Source organism: Cupriavidus pauculus (assembly GCF_002858765.1).
Taxonomy (GTDB): Bacteria; Pseudomonadota; Gammaproteobacteria; order Burkholderiales; family Burkholderiaceae; genus Cupriavidus; species Cupriavidus pauculus_B.
Genome location: NZ_PJRP01000003.1, coordinates 381489 through 398442 on the forward strand (window position 1 = coordinate 381489; position 16954 = coordinate 398442).

General features: G+C 65.3%; 17 protein-coding genes. 8 read left to right on the forward strand and 9 right to left on the reverse strand.

Features of this window, described 5'->3' with window-relative positions:
- The first annotated feature begins 396 nt into the window (after positions 1–396).
- From CYJ10_RS10225 to CYJ10_RS10240, 4 genes are read left to right on the forward strand one after another with little or no spacing between them, the layout of a single operon-like run.
- Entirely contained in the window at positions 397–1452 is a 1056-nt protein-coding gene (locus tag CYJ10_RS10225) for an acyl-CoA dehydrogenase family protein (protein WP_180862884.1), read from the forward strand.
- Positions 1449–2051: a class I SAM-dependent DNA methyltransferase gene (locus CYJ10_RS10230; protein ID WP_101681372.1), complete on the forward strand. Its 603-nt coding sequence runs from the start codon at positions 1449–1451 to the stop codon at positions 2049–2051. The genes CYJ10_RS10225 and CYJ10_RS10230 overlap by 4 nt, the downstream gene beginning before the upstream one ends.
- Positions 2048–2728, forward strand: coding sequence for a glycosyltransferase (locus CYJ10_RS10235; RefSeq protein WP_101681373.1), 681 nt, complete (start codon positions 2048–2050; stop codon positions 2726–2728). Before CYJ10_RS10230 ends, CYJ10_RS10235 begins: the two co-directional genes overlap by 4 nt.
- 36 nt (positions 2729–2764) lie before the next feature.
- Positions 2765–3505: a PIG-L deacetylase family protein gene (locus CYJ10_RS10240; protein ID WP_101681374.1), complete on the forward strand. Its 741-nt coding sequence runs from the start codon at positions 2765–2767 to the stop codon at positions 3503–3505.
- Positions 3506–3616: 111 nt separating this feature from the next.
- On the opposite strand, the gene CYJ10_RS10245 is transcribed toward CYJ10_RS10240, so the two are convergent.
- The 6 genes from CYJ10_RS10245 to CYJ10_RS10270 form a co-directional block, all read right to left on the reverse strand.
- Entirely contained in the window at positions 3617–4195 is a 579-nt protein-coding gene (locus CYJ10_RS10245) for a recombinase family protein (RefSeq protein ID WP_180862885.1), read from the reverse strand.
- Positions 4196–4666: 471 nt separating this feature from the next.
- Positions 4667–6073: an epoxide hydrolase family protein gene (locus CYJ10_RS10250; protein ID WP_374703249.1), complete on the reverse strand. Its 1407-nt coding sequence runs from the start codon at positions 6071–6073 to the stop codon at positions 4667–4669.
- A 264-nt stretch (positions 6074–6337) separates the two neighbouring features.
- A complete protein-coding gene (locus CYJ10_RS10255) occupies positions 6338–6679 on the reverse strand; it encodes a hypothetical protein (RefSeq protein ID WP_101681556.1) in 342 nt (113 codons plus the stop codon).
- 208 nt (positions 6680–6887) lie between these two features.
- Entirely contained in the window at positions 6888–7421 is a 534-nt protein-coding gene (locus CYJ10_RS10260) for a cytochrome P460 family protein (protein ID WP_101681376.1), read from the reverse strand.
- Between the two features lie 153 nt (positions 7422–7574).
- Positions 7575–8870: an MFS transporter gene (locus CYJ10_RS10265; RefSeq protein WP_101681377.1), complete on the reverse strand. Its 1296-nt coding sequence runs from the start codon at positions 8868–8870 to the stop codon at positions 7575–7577.
- A 71-nt stretch (positions 8871–8941) separates the two neighbouring features.
- Positions 8942–10147 (reverse strand): MFS transporter, encoded by a 1206-nt coding sequence (locus CYJ10_RS10270; RefSeq protein ID WP_219621440.1) that lies wholly within the window; start codon positions 10145–10147, stop codon positions 8942–8944.
- Positions 10148–10227: 80 nt separating this feature from the next.
- Between CYJ10_RS10270 and CYJ10_RS10275 the strand changes: the two genes are divergently transcribed.
- Entirely contained in the window at positions 10228–11043 is an 816-nt protein-coding gene (locus tag CYJ10_RS10275; protein ID WP_101681378.1) for an AraC family transcriptional regulator, read from the forward strand.
- A 60-nt stretch (positions 11044–11103) separates the two neighbouring features.
- Here CYJ10_RS10275 and CYJ10_RS10280 read toward each other — a convergent pair whose 3' ends face one another.
- Together CYJ10_RS10280 and CYJ10_RS34625 are read right to left on the reverse strand one after the other, a co-directional pair.
- Positions 11104–12177, reverse strand: coding sequence for a sensor histidine kinase (locus tag CYJ10_RS10280; protein ID WP_101681379.1), 1074 nt, complete (start codon positions 12175–12177; stop codon positions 11104–11106).
- A gap of 619 nt (positions 12178–12796) precedes the next feature.
- Positions 12797–13177 carry an EF-hand domain-containing protein gene (locus tag CYJ10_RS34625; RefSeq protein ID WP_257993219.1) on the reverse strand — a complete coding sequence of 127 codons (381 nt, stop codon included), beginning with the start codon at positions 13175–13177 and terminating at the stop codon, positions 12797–12799.
- Between the two features lie 316 nt (positions 13178–13493).
- On the opposite strand from CYJ10_RS34625, the gene CYJ10_RS10290 reads away from it, so the two are divergent.
- From CYJ10_RS10290 to CYJ10_RS10300, 3 genes are all read left to right on the forward strand, one after another.
- Positions 13494–13829, forward strand: a complete 336-nt coding sequence (locus CYJ10_RS10290; RefSeq protein ID WP_101681380.1) for an HdeA family protein — start codon at positions 13494–13496, stop codon at positions 13827–13829.
- A 67-nt stretch (positions 13830–13896) separates the two neighbouring features.
- Entirely contained in the window at positions 13897–14382 is a 486-nt protein-coding gene (locus tag CYJ10_RS10295; RefSeq protein WP_101681381.1) for an outer membrane lipoprotein, read from the forward strand.
- 187 nt (positions 14383–14569) lie between these two features.
- On the forward strand, positions 14570–15823 hold the full coding sequence (locus tag CYJ10_RS10300) for a cupin domain-containing protein (RefSeq protein ID WP_101681382.1): 1254 nt from the start codon (positions 14570–14572) through the stop codon (positions 15821–15823).
- Positions 15824–15848: 25 nt separating this feature from the next.
- Here CYJ10_RS10300 and CYJ10_RS10305 read toward each other — a convergent pair whose 3' ends face one another.
- Positions 15849–16838, reverse strand: a complete 990-nt coding sequence (locus CYJ10_RS10305) for an NADPH:quinone reductase (protein ID WP_101681383.1) — start codon at positions 16836–16838, stop codon at positions 15849–15851.
- Positions 16839–16954 lie beyond the last annotated feature (116 nt).

The window sequence follows — 16954 nt, forward strand, 5'->3', positions numbered from 1 at the left end:
GCCCTGATCGAACGAGAGATACTTCCCGTCGGCCACCGGATACAACGGTTGCGCCGCGAGATTCGCGCGCCTGCAACATCTGCGGCTCCTGAAGCAGAAGGGATACCCTGCCGCACATTCCGAGCGGCTGCTGGCACTGCTGTGCCGCACGCTTGCCGCCGACCGGGCCTATCGGCGGGCCATGTTGAAGGCGATCGGGGTCCGCACACCATAGTTCGTGGTCGGCCACGGCCACTCGGCTTTCGCTTGTAACCGCTACAACCAATCGGCAAATATGGGCCCACGCCGGGCCGGCCAGCATGCCGTGCGGCCGACGCTCCGCGTCTGCGAATCCCGTGCCATGGGTCTCGGGGACATCCGGTGGTATTGGCAGGAAACTTGCGGAGCGCCGTGCATGTGAACGCAACGCCCGCCACCATGGCCCCGAACGACACGCTCGGATCACTGATCGCCCGCTACGCTACGCCTGACGGCATCCCGCTGCCGGGCAACGGACAGACACTGGCCCGCTGGCGACTATTCTCGGACATCGCCGCCACGCACGGCGCCATCGCCATCAAGCTGTTCGAGGCGCATGCCGACGCGCTGGCCATCCTGATGGAAGTCGCGCAGGGCCGCCCCGAAGCCAACACGCGCTGGGCAGTCTGGGCCGCCGAGCCGCCCGACGCACGCGTGCAGGCGCGGGCTGCCATGGACACCGGCATCCGCGCGCTGGCGGCGCGCACCGGCCTGGCGGGCGGCAGGCCGCTCCGGCTTGACGGTCGCAAGGCGTGGTGTTCGGGCGCGCAGGCCGTGTCGCACGCACTGGTCACCTGCCACGACGGCAATGGCGGGGCGCTGATCGCGGTCATCGACGTGCACGGCCCCGGAGTGCGCATCACCAGGGAGGGCTGGCACGCCGTGGGCATGCGCGACACTGGCAGTGGCGACGTCATACTGGATCAATGCCCCGCCCTGCAAATCGGCCGTGCAGGCGCCTATCTGGATCGGCCCGGGTTCTGGCAGGGCGGCGCGGGCATCGCCGCGTGCTGGTACGGTGCCGTGCTGCCCTTTGCGCAGGCCGTGCGGCGTGCGGTATGCCGCCATGGCGATCCCCACGCTGCCGCGCATCTGGGCGCCATCGACAGCGACTTGCGCGCGGCAGCGGCCTTGCTGCGAGAATCGGCTGACTGGATCGACACACACTCGCAGACCGACGCCTACGTGGCAGCCATGCGAGTGCGCTGGGCGGTCGAGGCCACCGTCCAGCGTGCGATGCAGCGCGCGGGCAACGTGCTTGGGGCAGGCCCGCTCTGCCGCGATGCGCGGCTGGCCGCGCTGTTCGCGGACCTGCCTGTACTCCTGCGGCAAAGCCACGCGGAGCGCGATCTGGCCAAACTGGGGGACAGGCTGAGCCAGGCTACTGGCGACGGCGATGTCAGCCATGGCAGCGAGCACGACTACCAGCTATGACACCCACCGACGCCACCACCGACTTCGCCGGGCTCTTCGAGCAGGACGACCCCTGGGGCTTGGCATCGCTCTGGTACGAGGCACGCAAGCGCGACCTGCTGATGGCCGCCCTGCCCGAGCCCCGCTACGCCCGGGCGCTGGAAGCTGGCTGTGCCACTGGCTTGCTGACCGAGCGGCTGGCCGCGCGCTGCGACGCGCTGCTGGCCGTGGATGTCGTACCGCGCGCCATCGCACGTACCCGTGCGCGCGTGGCGGGCGTGGCGCATGTCGAGGCACGCGTGGCGAACCTGCCGGACGTATGGCCCGTCGGCCGTTTCGACCTGATCGTGCTCAGTGAGCTTGGCTACTACTTCGATCGCGCGCCGTGGCTGCAGACCGTGGCCCACGCCGCCGAGGCGCTCACGCCAGCCGGCACCCTCCTCGCGTGCCACTGGCTGCGTCCGTTCGCGGAGCGCCGCCAGCCGACCCGCCATGTCCATGCTGCCATCGCGCGCCAACCCGGTCTGTTTCGGCATGTACGGCATGTGGAGCCAGACTTCCTGCTCGATGTCTGGTCTCGCAACCCTGCACCGCTGCGCAGCCGGGAGCCCACGCGATGATCGGTGTTGTCGTGCCCGTCCATAACGAAGAGGCGAGCCTGGAGGCGTGCCTGCTTGCGCTGCGTGCCGCCGCGCTTCACCCTGGCCTGCAGGGCGAACCGGTGATGCTGGTCGTGGTGCTCGACGACTGCAGCGACCGTTCGCTGGACATCGCCAGCCGCCATGCACCGGCGCAAGTTACCTGCCTGACCATCGCCGCGCGCAATGTCGGCATCGCACGGCACGCCGGTGCCGAACTGCTGCTGGCCCTTGACGCACGCTGGCTGGCCTTCACCGATGCCGACAGCCGCGTGGCACCGGACTGGCTTGTGGCACAACTGGCACTGGCTGCCGATGCCGTGTGCGGTCTGGTCACCGTCGACGACTGGAGCGAGCATCCCCCGCATGTCTCGATACGGTTTGCCGCCCGCTATCAGCGCACCGACGATCACCGCCATGTGCACGGCGCCAATCTCGGCGTCTGCTCGCAGGCCTATCGCCGTGCCGGCGGATTTCCGCCCCATGCCAGCAGCGAGGATGTGGCGCTGGTGCAGCGCCTGCTTGCGCTGAACTCCCAGATCGCGTGGAGCACGCTGCCACGCGTGGTGACCAGCGCCCGCGCCAATGGCCGCGCGCCCGGCGGCTTCGCCGATCACCTGGCGATGCTGGCTTGCCTTTGCGACGAGACCCTGCGCTAGCGCGTGACGTCACCCGACTGACTTTCGCTGATATCGATGCCGCGCCTCCAGATCCCCGAACCGCTGACCGTCATTTCTCCCCACCTGGACGACGCCGTCTTCAGTTGCGGCGCGCTGCTTGCCGCCGCCCAAGATGCCGTCGTCGTAACCGTGCTGGCGGGCGTTCCCGGCGCCGGGATCGAGGTGCCAGACTGGGATCGGGCGGCAGGCTTCAGCAGCGTGACGCAGGCCATCTCGCAACGGCGCCGCGAAGACGCACGTGGCCTGAACCTGCTTGGCGCACGGCCTGACTGGCTCGACTTTCTCGACGGGCAGTATGGTCGACAGCACGGCGCAGAGGAGATCATGGCCGGGCTGGCCGCTTCGCCGTCGATGCAACGCGGCGGTACGGTCGTGGCCCCGATGGGCCTGTTCCATAGCGATCACGTGCTCGTCGGCAAGGCGTGCATGCTGTTGCGCGCCACCATATCGACCATGCAGACAGCCGATACGGCGGAAGGCGGTGCGCCGGTGCCTCCGGTGTATTGGCTGTTCTATGAGGACGCCATCTACCGCCGATTGCCCGGCATGGTGCAAAGCCGGCTGATAGGCTGGTGGCAGGCCGGCCTGATTGCCGCCCCGGTGCACTTTCCGCTCGCACCCTGGCAAACCCTGAAAATGGCGGCGGTCGAGGCCTACGCAAGCCAGTTGCCGTTGTTCAACGCCGGCCAACTCGCGGACATCGGCGTGCCCGAGCGCTACTGGTCCCTCGACATCGTGCCGGCAAAAGGCACGTAAATGCCAATGAACAGCGCCCCGTGGCACCCGGGCATCAGCGTGGTGGTGCTGACCTTGTGGGCAAGATTTGCATCGCGCCACCCGATCGTACATGCCGCATGGGAACTGGCGTCACTCCGCGTGGACGTCCCGAATCCGCATGATGGTCTGGCGCGACACCTTGAAAGTGCGGGCCAGTTCGCTGACGGAAGCGCCGCAGCGGAGGGCCGCCCGGATTTCATCGTGCATGTCGGTTGCCAGTGCCGGACGGCGTCCCAGGCGGCTGCCGCGCTCCACGGCCTGTTCCGCGCTGGCCTTCATCCGCGCGCTACGCGTGTCGTGTTCTAGGCCCTCGACGGCCTGCAGTGTCCGAAATGCTACCGAGGCGGCATCGGTCAGCATCGCCTCGCCGGTTTCCACACAGTGAAGTTTCACGCCGAGCGACCGGAATCGCTCGACCGTGGCCACCACATCGCGAACCGAACTGCCAAGACTGCAGAGCCGCAGGGTTGCCACTAGGTCACCGGCACGCAACCGTCTGAGAAGCTGCTGCATGCGCGGGCGGTCCAGCGCGGCAACGGAGGCCGGGCTGCATTCCCACCACGCCTGTCCGAAATCCACGACATATCCGGCGGCGTCAAAGCTGACGCATTCGCCTTCAAACTCGCGAAGGGTGGAAGCCTGATTGGTATAGACGTGGGTCGATGGCATGGGGCGGTGCGTGACCGATAGTGAGTGCAAGCATATCAGGGATGTCCTGAACCCGGACATTCCGGACAACACTGCAATGTACCGCCGGCGGCGGCGTCCTTCTTACAATTTTCTCAAAGGCATTGGATATGTCTGGGTAGCTGTTTCTGGGGGAAAACAATTGGCAGGCATCCGGGCGCGTGGCGCAAAGCGGCGCGGTCCTGGTGCAGTCATGTGATATCGGCGTCTTCCGGACTTGCGAACGGGCCATGGCCGAAGGGCTGGCCTGGGGCAATGACTGGATCGACCGCAACCGAGTCAGGCGAAGTGGAGCGTGGCGGCGTGGAGAAGACGGTGGCGCTATTGGGGATCTGGCGCGAGATCGGTGGCGCCTGACGAGCCCCGCCCACATACCGTCATGTGGGCGGGGCAAGGACGACCATCGCATGCGACACGCGATGGCGCGGATGGTCGCCCCGCCCTGTCACCCGATCACGACTGCGCGCCGCGCAACGGCCGGAAGCTTGCGCGCAGTTCCTCGGAGAACGCCTTCGGCTGTTCCCAGGCCGCGAAATGGCCACCCTTCGACAGTCGGTTGTAGTGAATCAGCTTCGGATACGCACGCTCTGTCCAGCTGCGCGGGGCGGCGTAAATCTCATCCGGGAACACGCTCACGGCCACCGGAATCTTCAGGTTCTTCACATCGAAGAACGGCAGCTTGTTCTCCCAGTACAGCCGCGCCGACGACACCGCCGTTCTGGTCAGCCAGTACAGCGTGATGTTGTCGAGCACATCGTCGCGCGTCAGACCTTCGCTCTTTCCGTCGAACACCCGCGCAATCAGCGCGTGGCTGGCGGCGTCGTGGTCGAGCATCCACGAGGCCAGGCCGATGGGTGAATCCTCGATGCCATAGAGCGTCTGCGGACGATTCGCCATCTCGATCGCGTACCCCAGCCCGTGCTTGAAGAACGTGTCGAGCTGGTCAAAGGCATGGCGCTCTTCGGCCGACAGCCCCGCCGGTGCCGGTTCGCCATACTTGAGCGCCTTCGAGATGTCGGCAGGCACGGTCGCCGGCATGTTGACGTGAATGCCAAGCAGCCCCAACGGTGCGATCAGCGCCATCTGCTCCGAGATGGCGTCACCCCAATCGCCGCCCTGCGCCACGTACTGCCGATAACCCAGGCGTTGCATCAGCACGATCCACGCACGGGCCACACGCACGGGGTCCCAGCCCGTGGTGGTCGGCTTGCCGGAGAATCCATGCCCCGGAATCGACGGGATCACCACGTCGAACGCGTCGGACGCCTGGCCGCCGTGGGCCGTCGGGTCCGTGAGCGGGTCGATGATCTTCAGCTGCTCGATGACCGAACCCGGCCACCCGTGCGTGATGATCACCGGCAGCGCATTGGGGTGCTTCGACCGCACGTGGATAAAGTGGATGTCGACGCCGTCGATGGTCGTCTTGAACTGCGGCAGGGCATTGAGCCTGGCTTCGACCTTGCGCCAGTCATACTGGGCGGTCCAGTAGCGGGCAAGCTGCTGCACGGTGTTTAGCCGGACGCCTTGCGATGCGTCGGTGACGGTCTCGCGGGTCGGCCAGCGCGTAGCCAGAATCCGTTGCCGCAGGTCGACCAGCGCTTCCTTCGGAAACGACACGCGGAACGGGCGGATTGCATCGGTCGGCACAAGCGTATCGGTCGCGCCTTCGGGCGCCTGCCCGGCCATCACGTCGCCGGAGAATGCGGCGATGCCCATGCCGTAGCCCGCCACCGCGGCGGATACTCCGAGGAAGCCCCGCCGGGTGAATCTTCTCGATTCCGGCGTTGCGTGGGTCGCGTTGGTCGCGTGGGTCGAATTGTTCGAGGCGTTCGGGTTGTTCGAGTTGTCAGGGGTGTTCACGGAGCCCTCCATCACGTCTGATTGATGTCTCGCCGGCCCACCACCATTGGGGGCGCAACGTTGATCGCATGATGAAAGGGAGATGTATCCGGCTTGTGTGGCAAAGCCTCAGGAATTGTATCGACGTGTGGTGTGGAAAATCGCGATGTCCGCCGACCTGCTGGCCCTCTGTTGAGGACGCGGGACGAGCGCGAGCGACACTCGCGTCGGCGTCGCGCACAGCCCCGGTGCGGATGGCGTCCGATCAGACACCCATCCGGCAGTTCACTTCTTTGCGCCGTCGGTGTACGGGTCGGGCTTGCCGGTCCGGGCACCGTCCAGATACGGATCGGGCTTGCCGACCTTGGCGCCGTCAGTGTACGGGTCGGCCTTGCGAGGTGCCAAGTCCGTGCGGGTCGACGTCTTGGCACCGCCGGCGTACGGATCGAACTTGTCGGCCTTTGCGCCGTCGGTGTACGGGTCGGGCTTGCCGACCTTCGCGCCATCGGTGTACGGGTCGACTTTCCGCAGGGTGCGGCCCGAGTTGGTCTGCGCGTGGGCCAGTTGCACGGCGCTCACGGCCGTCAGGGCGGCAACGATCAACATCGGTACGGTCTTCTTCAGCATCATCATTTTCCTCTCGAGTAAAAGGCCGGATGGGACTCTCCGGCGACAGAAAAAACCTGGGAACGCAAACCACGAAAGCCCGCACACGGCGGCGCCGGCGTAGCTTGCGCGATGCCGGCTTAGCACTTTGTCGAAATCGCCCGCTTTTTTTGTCATAGCACGATGAGCCGGCGCCACGGTGCCGTGCAGGCCTGGCGGCTGCGCGCTATCACGGCGCGAGTCGCGTGAATACGTAGTCGCGGTTCTTGACGAGCGAGGCGTGGCAGGCGAAGCAGGTTTGATGCTGCGCAAGATCGGCGGGCTTGCCGTCGATAAAGCGTCCGTAGCCCCAGCCGCCCGATGCGGCGTACTTCTTCGAGTCCTTGACCATGACCTGCACTGTGGTGGCATGCCCAGGCACCAGGGCCGACTTGAACTCGGGCGATTGCGTGTATTTCCACGCCAGCTTGACCAGTACCGCGCCATCCGGGAACGGCAGCTCGCCGCGCTTGTACGCATTGATGGCGATCTTGTTGCCAACCACGGTGCGCAGTTCGTTCAGCGGCTCGCCTTCCAGGGCGGGGCCAACCAGCTGCCAGTTGCGGTAGCCCTCGGGCAGGGTCACGCCGTAGATGGGCGACGCGTTGGGATTGCCACTCTTGACGGGATTGGTACTCGCGCCGGACTGCGCGGCGGCAACGGTGGCGCCCGTGAGCAAGGCAGCGGCGACCGCGGTCAGGGCTACGACAGACATCAGCTTCATGGTGGCTCCGCGATAATCGGTGATCGGGATTCCATTAGGCGACGAGGACGTATCGCGGGTGTGTCACCGCGCCACGTCCTCGTATCAGCATGCGTCAGTCGTCTGGCTGGATACGTAGTGATACAAAACCCCGCGTCCGGTCGCGGGGCGGGCTTACTCGCTGGCGGGCTGCCCCCCCAGCGAAGCCCCCTTGGTCTCAGGCAACAGCAGTACCGTCAGCAGCACCAGGCCATATGCTGCGCCCGAAAAGATGGCAATGGCTGTGGCAAGGCTCGCGGTGTGGCTCAGCACCCCGACCAGACCCGGAAACAGCGCCCCGATGCCACGGCCGAAGTTGTAGGTGAAGCTCTGGCCGTTTGCGCGCGATTCCGAGGGATACAGTTCCGTCAGGTAGGCACCCACCCCGCTGAAGATGCCGCACGACGAGAAGCCGAGCGGAAAGCCGAGCCAGAGCATCTGCTGGTTCGAGAGCGGAAGCGTCAGGTACAGGTACACCGACACCATCGACAGCACCGAGAACAGGATGAAGTTGCGCCGCCGTCCCCAATAGTCGGCCAGGTACGCACCCACGACGTAGCCGCAGAACGAGCCCGCGATGATCACGAACAGGTAGGCGCCGGTGTCGAATACCGACAGACGCCGCTCGATCCGTAGATACGCGGGCAACCAGGTGGACATCGCATAGAAGCCGCCCTGGATGCCGGTACAGAGCAGCGCGGCCAGCACCGTGCGGCGCAGCATCGACGGCGCGAAGATCGCCCATACCGAGACCGGGCGGCCACTCTCCCGCCTGGCAGAATCCGCCACGAATACCTGCGGTTCCGGCACGTGCTTGCGGATGTATAGGACCAGCAGCGCAGGCACGATGCCCACCCAGAACAGGCTTCGCCAGGCGATGGATTCGGGCAGCAACGTGAACGCGATGCTGTAGAGGATGGCCGCGACACCCCAGCCTATCGCCCAGCCACTCTGCACCAGGCCGACAGCCTTTCCGCGATGCTGGGGCGCGATGATCTCGCCGATCAGCACGGCGCCAACCGCCCATTCGCCGCCAAACCCCAGCCCCTGCAGGGCGCGGAGCACGAAAATCTGCTCGAAATTCTGCGCAAACCCGATAGCCAGCGTGCAGACCGAGAACCAGAGGATCGTCCACTGAAGCACCCTGACCCGCCCGTACCGATCGGCCAGCATGCCGGCAATCCAGCCACCGATCGATGAAAAAATCAGGGTCACGGTGCCCAGCAAGCCCGCCTTGCCGCGATCCAGTCCCCAAAGTTCGATCAGCGACGCCAGCACGAAGCTGAACACCATGAAGTCGAACGCATCGGTCGCCCAACCGGCAAACGATGCCTTGAAAGCGCGCTTGCCATCGGGGCTGAGTTCCGCATACCAGTCGGGGAGCAACGCACCCGGTAACGAGGTTTGACTTATTTTATTGGTGGTTGTCATCGTTCAATGCCGTGATGAAGTGCTGCATGGGGCGACCGGCGATGATACAGCCAGGCAATTCTCCCCCGCAATCAGCGATGTGCGCCTTCCACCAGGGGCCGCGGCTTGAGCATCGGCGTCAGGACCAGGAGGGCAATGGACGCGGCTACGAGCAAGCCGTAGGAAGCCTGGAACGCCCCGGTCAGGTCGCGCAGGAAGCCGAACGCGAAGGGCCCCAGCGCGGCAACGAGGTAGCCGACGAACAGCATGAAGGCCGTCCACTGGCTGGCTTCGTGATGGGTGCTGGTGTTGTCGAGCGGCAGCGTCATTGCCAGCGCGAAGCAGGTGCCCTGGCCCAACGCGATGGCAAGCACCGGAAGCGCCCCGAACCGGCCCGGCGCGAGCCAGAGCACGGCGGCGCCTGCAATCGACAGGATGGCCGACAGGGCCAGCCAGCCACGGCGGTCCAACGACTTGCCGGTGACAAATCCCGACAGGAAGCTGCTGACGGCAATCATCGCCGCGAACAGCCCGAGGTTCACGCCCGGGCTCCACGCATTGATCTGCATTTCCCGGCTGCTCTCGCCGACCCACGCAAAACAGGCGTAGCAAATGAACTGCCCGATGCCGAAGTACGCGGCGATGAGCCAGGCGCGCCCGGAGCGCAGCGGCGAACGCCCCACGGCGACTTCCGTCCGGGCGGCTTGCGGCTTCGAGGGGAAGGCCGACGTCAGCCGCTGCCAACTGACCATCGCCAGGACACAGACGACGGCCCAGATGCCCGCGCCAAGCCGCCATCCACCGCCAGCCAGCGCAATCGACTCGCTGCCCACCGCCGCCAGCGTGGCACCGATGCCCAGGCCCGCCGCATAGATCCCCATGAAGAACGCCGCCTCGCCTGAGAAATGGCTCTTGATCCAGCCGCCGATCAGCGGCCCGGAGATGGCAATCCCGATGCCAACCAGCAGGGTCGAGAACAGCAGGCTGGCGGGCGATCCGGCCCACGCCCGCAAGACCAGCGCGGCGGCCAGCAGCGCGAGCGAGAACATGACGACCCGGTCGCCGCCGAAGCGACGACCCATCGCGGGAACGAAGAGCGCGAAGCATCCCATGCACAGGTCAGGGATGGCAGTCAGCAACGCTGCTTCCGCGTGTTTCATGCCAAACTCCGTCTGAATGGCATGCACCAGCGGGCCCATCGATACGATGCCTGGCCGCAAGGCCAGCGCCATCACGAACAGCCCGACGCCTGCCAGCAGCCTGAGCGATTTCGATTCATACCTGATTCCAACCAACATTGGCGCCTCCAGTCATTGAGCCATCGCTGCATGATTCCGTTGCTGGATGTTAGTCTCGACACCGCCCCGAGAGTAATCGCATGAATGCCAGAATTCGTCGCGAAAGTGACAACCCGGAAATTCCGGTCCGGAGCGACGACCACCACGACTATCAGGACCTGCCACGGGTGATTACGGCGTTCGGCAGCAACAAGAAGGCGGGGAGCTACAACGTGCCGCACAGCCATCCGCGAGGCCAGTTGCTCTATGCGAGCAAGGGGCTGATGCGCGTGGCCAGCGAGAACGGCATATGGTTTATTCCGCCCCAGCGCGGCCTGTGGATTCCGCCCGGCGTCGTGCACGACCAGGCGATGCTGACGGACACGCAGATCCGCACGATCTACATCGCGCAGAACAGGGCCAGGCAATTCGGGACGCGCGTGAAAGTGGTGGAAGTTGACGCGCTGCTGCGCGAACTCATCCTGGCGCTTGTCGACCAGCCGATGCTTTATCCGGATAACGCGCCGAACCGGAGCATCGTCACGCTGATTCTCGACAAACTGGGCCAGACGCGGACGCTGCCCATCGAGATTCCGTGGCCACGCGACCGGCGTGTGGTCTCCATTTGCGAGCAGATCCTGAAGTCGCCGTCGATGCCACGCACGATCGAGCAGTGGTCGGATATCGTGGGCGCCAGCACGCGCACGCTGATCCGGCTGTTCCTTCGGGACACCGGCATGACTTACCGGCAGTGGATACAGCAGGTTCGGCTGGCCCAGTCACTGGCGATGCTGGAATCCGGCACGCCGATCCATCGCATCGCCGGTGAACTGGGCTTTGCCAGCCCAAGCGCCTTTTCGACGATGTTCAAGCGCATGCTGGGCGAGGCGCCCAGCCATTTCCTGAGGGAAGCGTGAATCCGTAAGCGTGCGGGCACGCCCGGCCCGCTTGCGCTGTCATCGTTGCTATCGCTGTTATCACAGCGGCAACGACAGCCGTGCTTCGAGCCCGCCCTCGTGCCGGTTCTGCAGCGCCAGATCTGCACGGATGGCCTGGGCCAGCCGGCGGGCGATCGCCAGGCCCAGCCCGCTACCCGGTCCGCGCGCGGCGGTTTCCGCCGATCGATACCAGGGCATGAAGACGGCGTCCAGTTCTGCCGGGGCGATACCGGGCCCGGAGTCGAGCACGGCCAGATGCAGGCGGCCACCTTCGGCACGCACCCGCACGCGGACGTTGTTGCCATAGCGGAAGGCGTTGTCGACCAGGTTGACCAGGATGCGGCGCAGCGCGTGCGGACACGTGAGAACCGGCCGGCCCACCAGCCCATCCAGCGCCAGCGTGCAGCCGGCATCGCGATAGTTCTGCACCAGCGTTGCCAACATGCCATCGGCGTCGACATTCCGCAGCTTCTGCGCCAGGCCACTTTGCATGCGGGCACAGGCCAGCCCGGCCTCGGCAAGCTCGCGCATCTCGTCAAGATCGCGCTCCATCGCCGCGCGCAGCGACGCGTCGTCGATCAGATCGCAACGCAGGACCATGCGCGTCAGCGGCGTGCGCAGGTCGTGAACGCACGACGCCTGCATCGTCAGCCATTCCGATTCGCGCTCGGCACACCGGCGCCGGGCGCCGTTGATGGCGCGAACCAGCCTGTCCATCCCGGGGAAGCCCATCTCGGGCAGTGGCTCGCTGCGGCCCGGCACCGCGCCGGAATGCTGCTCCAACTGGGCGGCCAACACCACCATGGCGGCCCGCAACCTGCGCATGCGTTGCACGCAGACCGCTGCGATCAGCACCACGCCGGCGCCCGGAAGCAGCAGGACGATCCACGGGATGCCGGCGCGAGGCGCGGTCGTCGCCGCATGCCCGTGTACTCCCGCCGGCCACTCCGCGGCAAGCAGCAGGAACAGCACGGCCAGGGCCGCCACGTACCATATTCGGCCGATGCGGGACCAGTACCGGCTCCACAGGGCAATCGCTGCCCGGTTGGTCCGGTCCGTGTACACGGAAGACTGGGAAGAAGCGTTAGGCGGCGCAGCCGTGTCCAAGGTCATGGTCATTCTCCGATTACCGTTTCTGCGAACGGTGCGGCGGAATAACACCATGGTTTGCGGGCAACGCACCATCAGCCCGGCAGGTGAGCCCGTCTATACCAGCATTTGCGAAGGCATTTAGAAAATGAAGATTGGCTAAACGTCGCCGACGGTCCCGGGCACATGCCGGTTAGCGGGTGGCGCGGCACAGCACCATCGCGCACGGCCTGTCGAAGGGCATGAAGATCTGGAGCGATGGCACATACGACCGTAGGCAGGCAGTCATACCAATGTATGGCCCATATGGCTCTGCCAAACCAGTGCAGGGGTATTGGCGGCGAACTGTGGTGGTGCCCGTGCCAGCCGCTTGCTCGTCGCCCGCAGTTCATACAGGGAACACTACATGAGCGAATGGATCATACCCGGCACTTTTCCGATACGCAATACGGAAAACTACAACCGTTTGCTTTCAAGGGCTTGCGGCGGGCGACAGGCCTTTTCAAGCGATGCGAGACGCCTGTGCAGGGCGTCTCGCATCAGGCACGACTGTGGGCGAGGCATCCATTTCTGTTAATGGAGCTATCACTACATGAGCGGCCTTGGAGCCCGAAGACTCCGGCGCCCGGTTTCCATCCCGCACTCAATTGATGATCGGGTTCTTCTTCTGCATATCGTCCTGGATCATCTTCGACCAGGCTGCCCCCACCTGCCGCTCGGTCACGTAGCCGCGCTTGCGCGTGTCGATCTTGTCGAAGCGCTTGTAGACCTCGGGCATGCCAACGCGTGCCTCTTCGCGGGTCAGCTTGCCGTCATGATCGGTGTCGGCCGCCTTGAATCGCTCGATAAACCATTTCTTGCGGTCGGCCGGTGACATCCCTTGGGGTGGCTGCGGTACTTCGTTGACATCGGTGGTGGCAGGCGCTGCCGGAGCCATGGGCTCCGAGGCCTGCGCGCTGGCAACGCCGCTCGCGAGGCTGATCGACAAGGCCAGGGCAGCAACAAGGCAATTCATTCGGTCCATTTCTTCTCCTCGATTTCTTCGTTTTGTGACGATGCCCCGGCCGGGAGGCGCCGCCATTCCGGGGAACGGCGGCACTCCACACGGGTATCCGTCACAGTATTGGCGAAAATTCGGCGGACCATTTGACATTTTGGGACCGTCGTTTGATGCGTCGGGACATCACCGGGGAACCGGGCTCCCCGCCATGTGATTTGGCAATGGCTTGCGAGTTGCGGAAACGGTCCAGCGCGACGGCACCCTACGATCGTTCTCGACCGGATGGCGACATCCACATGCCTCTCCGGCCAACCCATCCCATGCGACGTTAGGAGCCAACATGAAACGCCTGATCCTCTCCCTTGCCATCGCCGCCCTTTCCGCCCCGCTCGTGGCCTCGGCCGCGACGGAAGACGTGAAGACCGTAAAGCCGTTCAAGATGACCTGCGAGGAATTCCTGTCGGTCAGCGAGACCTACAAGCCGGCGGTGATCTACTGGATCGCCAGCGTCGACAAGCTGGGCGTGCGCGAGAACGACCAGATCGTCGTCGACACGCCGCACACGGTCGCCCATGTGGTGGACGAATGCCGGAAAGCGCCGACCAGGAAGCTCTCTGACAAGGTACGGACGTCGCTCGACAACCAGACGCTGAAGATCAACTACAACGGCGCCTGACGGCATCCATGCCCGGCATGGCCGCATTGCCTGGCGGGCATTCCCAACCGCGGCGACAGGAGCACCCATGCTTTCAACCTTCAATCGGATGCGCGTCGTGAGCGCGCTGCTGATTACCACCGGGCTTGCGTCGGGCTGCGCGAGTTTCGATCCGCCCGGCAGCGTCTATGAGGCCGGGCAGCTGCAACGGCCGGAGTCGGTGAGTACCGCGGTGGTCGAACGAGTCCGACCGGTGCAGATCGATGACAGCAGCCCCACGTCCACACTGGTCGGCGAACTCGGCGGCGGATTGCTGGGCGCCGTCGCGGGCAGCGCCATTGGCGGCGGGCGCGGATCGTGGATCTCCGGTGTCGCGGGCGGACTGGCCGGCGGCGTCGCCGGGCACGAGATCGAAGACCACGTCGACCGCAAGCCCGGATACGAGATCACGGTGCGCCTGCACGACGGCCGACTGCAGGCCATCACGCAACCGGCGTCCGAAGGCAACTTCTATCCGGGCGAGCACGTCAGGCTCTTGCGGTCTGACAACGGCACCGTGCGTGTCACGTTCTGATTCCGCACGCGAAGCCGATGACTTCATGCCGGGGGGCCAGGCCGACAAACCATCGTATAGCGCCGCCATGGTGATGGTCTGATAGGCGAGGCCCGCTTCGCTGCCTAACCTTAAATCACGGTCCGCCGTGTCTTCGATGCCTCAGATACGCGCCGGACTGCTCCATCCAAGCCAAAGGGAATGCATCATGACTGACCTGACCAGACGAAAGGTAATGATCGGCGCGGCAACCACCGCGTTTGCAGCGGCCGCAGCATCGGCGCACGCCGCCTCGTTCGGCAACCCCGACCGTCCGCCCGAAGGCGCGATCAATGCGCGCAACCGCCAGGGCCTGACCGATCCCGGCCCACGCAACGATGCCCTGGCGGAGCAGTTTCCTTCGTTCCAGGACGCGCCGGCCACCGACGTCAATGGCATGCCGCAATTCTGGTCGTCATTCAGCAATGCCCACAAGCGGATCCAGAACGGTGGCTGGGCGCGCGAGGTCACGCAGGAAGACTTTGCCATCTCCAAGGACATCTCCGGAGTGAACATGCGGCTCTCGGCCGGCGGCATCCGCGAGATGCACTGGCACCAGCAGGCCGAGTGGGCCATCATGCTCGACGGAAGGTGCCGCATCACGACGCTCGACGAAGAAGGTCGCCCCTCGGTGCAGGACGTCAAGGCGGGCGACCTCTGGTACTTCCCACCGGGGCTGCCACATTCGCTGCAGGGCGCAGGCACCACCGGCGCGGAATTCCTGATCGCGTTCGATAACGGCATGGCATCCGAGTTCAACACGCTGCTGGTGACCGACTGGATCGCGCATACGCCGCCGGAAGTGCTGGCCGCCAACTTCGGCGTGCCCGTCGAGTCGTTCAAGAATATCCCGGTCGACAACCTCTGGATCTTCCAGGGCAAGGAGCCGGGGCCGCTGGCTGCCGCGCAACGCGCCTCGGCGTCGCGCAAGGGCCCACCCGCCCTGCCCGTTACGTTTTCGCTGTCAGATTCCACGCCGGTGCGCAAGACCCGTAGTGGCTATGTGCAGATTGCCGACAGCCGGAATTTCCACATCTCACAGAACGTCGCTGCGGCGCTGGTTACGGTGAAGCCGGGCGGCCTGCGCGAACTGCACTGGCATCCGAACGCCGACGAATGGCAGTACTACATCAAGGGCAAGGGCCGCATGACGGTGTTCGACACAGGCCCCAAGGCGATGACCGCCGACTTCAACGCGGGCGATATCGGCTACGTGAAGAAGGGTCTGGGCCACTACGTGCAAAACGTCGGCAACACGGACCTGATCATGGTCGAGGTCTTCAAGGCCGACCACTTCGCCGAGGTGTCGCTGTCCGACTGGCTCGCCCACACGCCGCCGGAGATGGTCATGCAGACGCTGAACATCAGTGCCGAAACCCTGGCGCAGTTCCCGCGTGATCGCCCCGACATCGTGCCGGAATGAACGCCGACCCGCAGATGTCCGCAGCCTAATGGCCGGGCTCGACAATGATCTTGCCGATCACCCGGCCGGACTCCTGCGCCTCGTGCGCTTCGACGATAGCATCGAGCGGCACCTGCATCCCTATCGTGGGCGCATAGGCGCCGTCTGCGAGACATTGGCTGATTGCGGAAACCGCTGCGGACTTGGCGGCTGCCGGGACGGTGTAGATGTAGACGAACCGGAACGAGCAGCCGGCAATCATGGTCTTGAGCAAAGGCAGCGGCAAGTGGTCGGCGGCATCGTTCACGGCGTAGGCGCTGATGATGCCGCCGTTGGCCAGGCAGTTCATGTCGATGTCGAGGTTGTCCTGCAGCCCGACGTCCACGATCCGATCGACGCCGCGCTGGCCCGTTTCCGATTTGACGATGGCCGCTACATCGTCCGACCACCGATGGATGACAACGTCTGCGCCGGCACGCCGTGCGGCATCGGCCTGCTCAGGCGTCGAAACGGTCGTCGCAACCCAGGCGCCGGCCCACTTTGCCAGCAGGATGGCCGCGGTCCCGACCGCCCCCGCGCCACCGTGGACAAGTATGAAACGCCCCTTGATGTCACCGTCCGCAAACAGGCAGCGATGCGCGGTGAGTGCCGGAACGCCGAGGCACGCTCCGACCGTGAACGGAACGTTGTCGGGCAGCAGCACCGCTTGCCGCGCCGGGACGACGGTGTACGCCGCCGCGGTGCCAAAGGCACGACGATACTGCGCCTCGAACAGCCATACGCGCTCGCCGATGCGTGCCGCCGCAACGCCGGTCCCGACAGCATCGATGACGCCAGCGCCATCCTGATGCGGAATAACCAGCGGGAACGCAGCCGGACCCGAGAAGCCGGTGCGTGCCTTGATATCGCTAGGATTGAGACCGGACGCATGGATTCGCACGCGAACTTCGCCGGGTCCCGGCGACGGTAGTGGAAAATCTCCAAGCCTCAGCACTTCCGATGCCTTGCCCTGTCGTTCGTAGTAGGCGGCCTTCATCCATCCAACTCCTTGCATCAAACTGGCCGTCGCCTGGCGACGCGCCAGGCAACCGAGCCGCGACTATCGGCTGTCGACCGGTTTTTCACAAGACGGCACATCTTTGATATATAGGG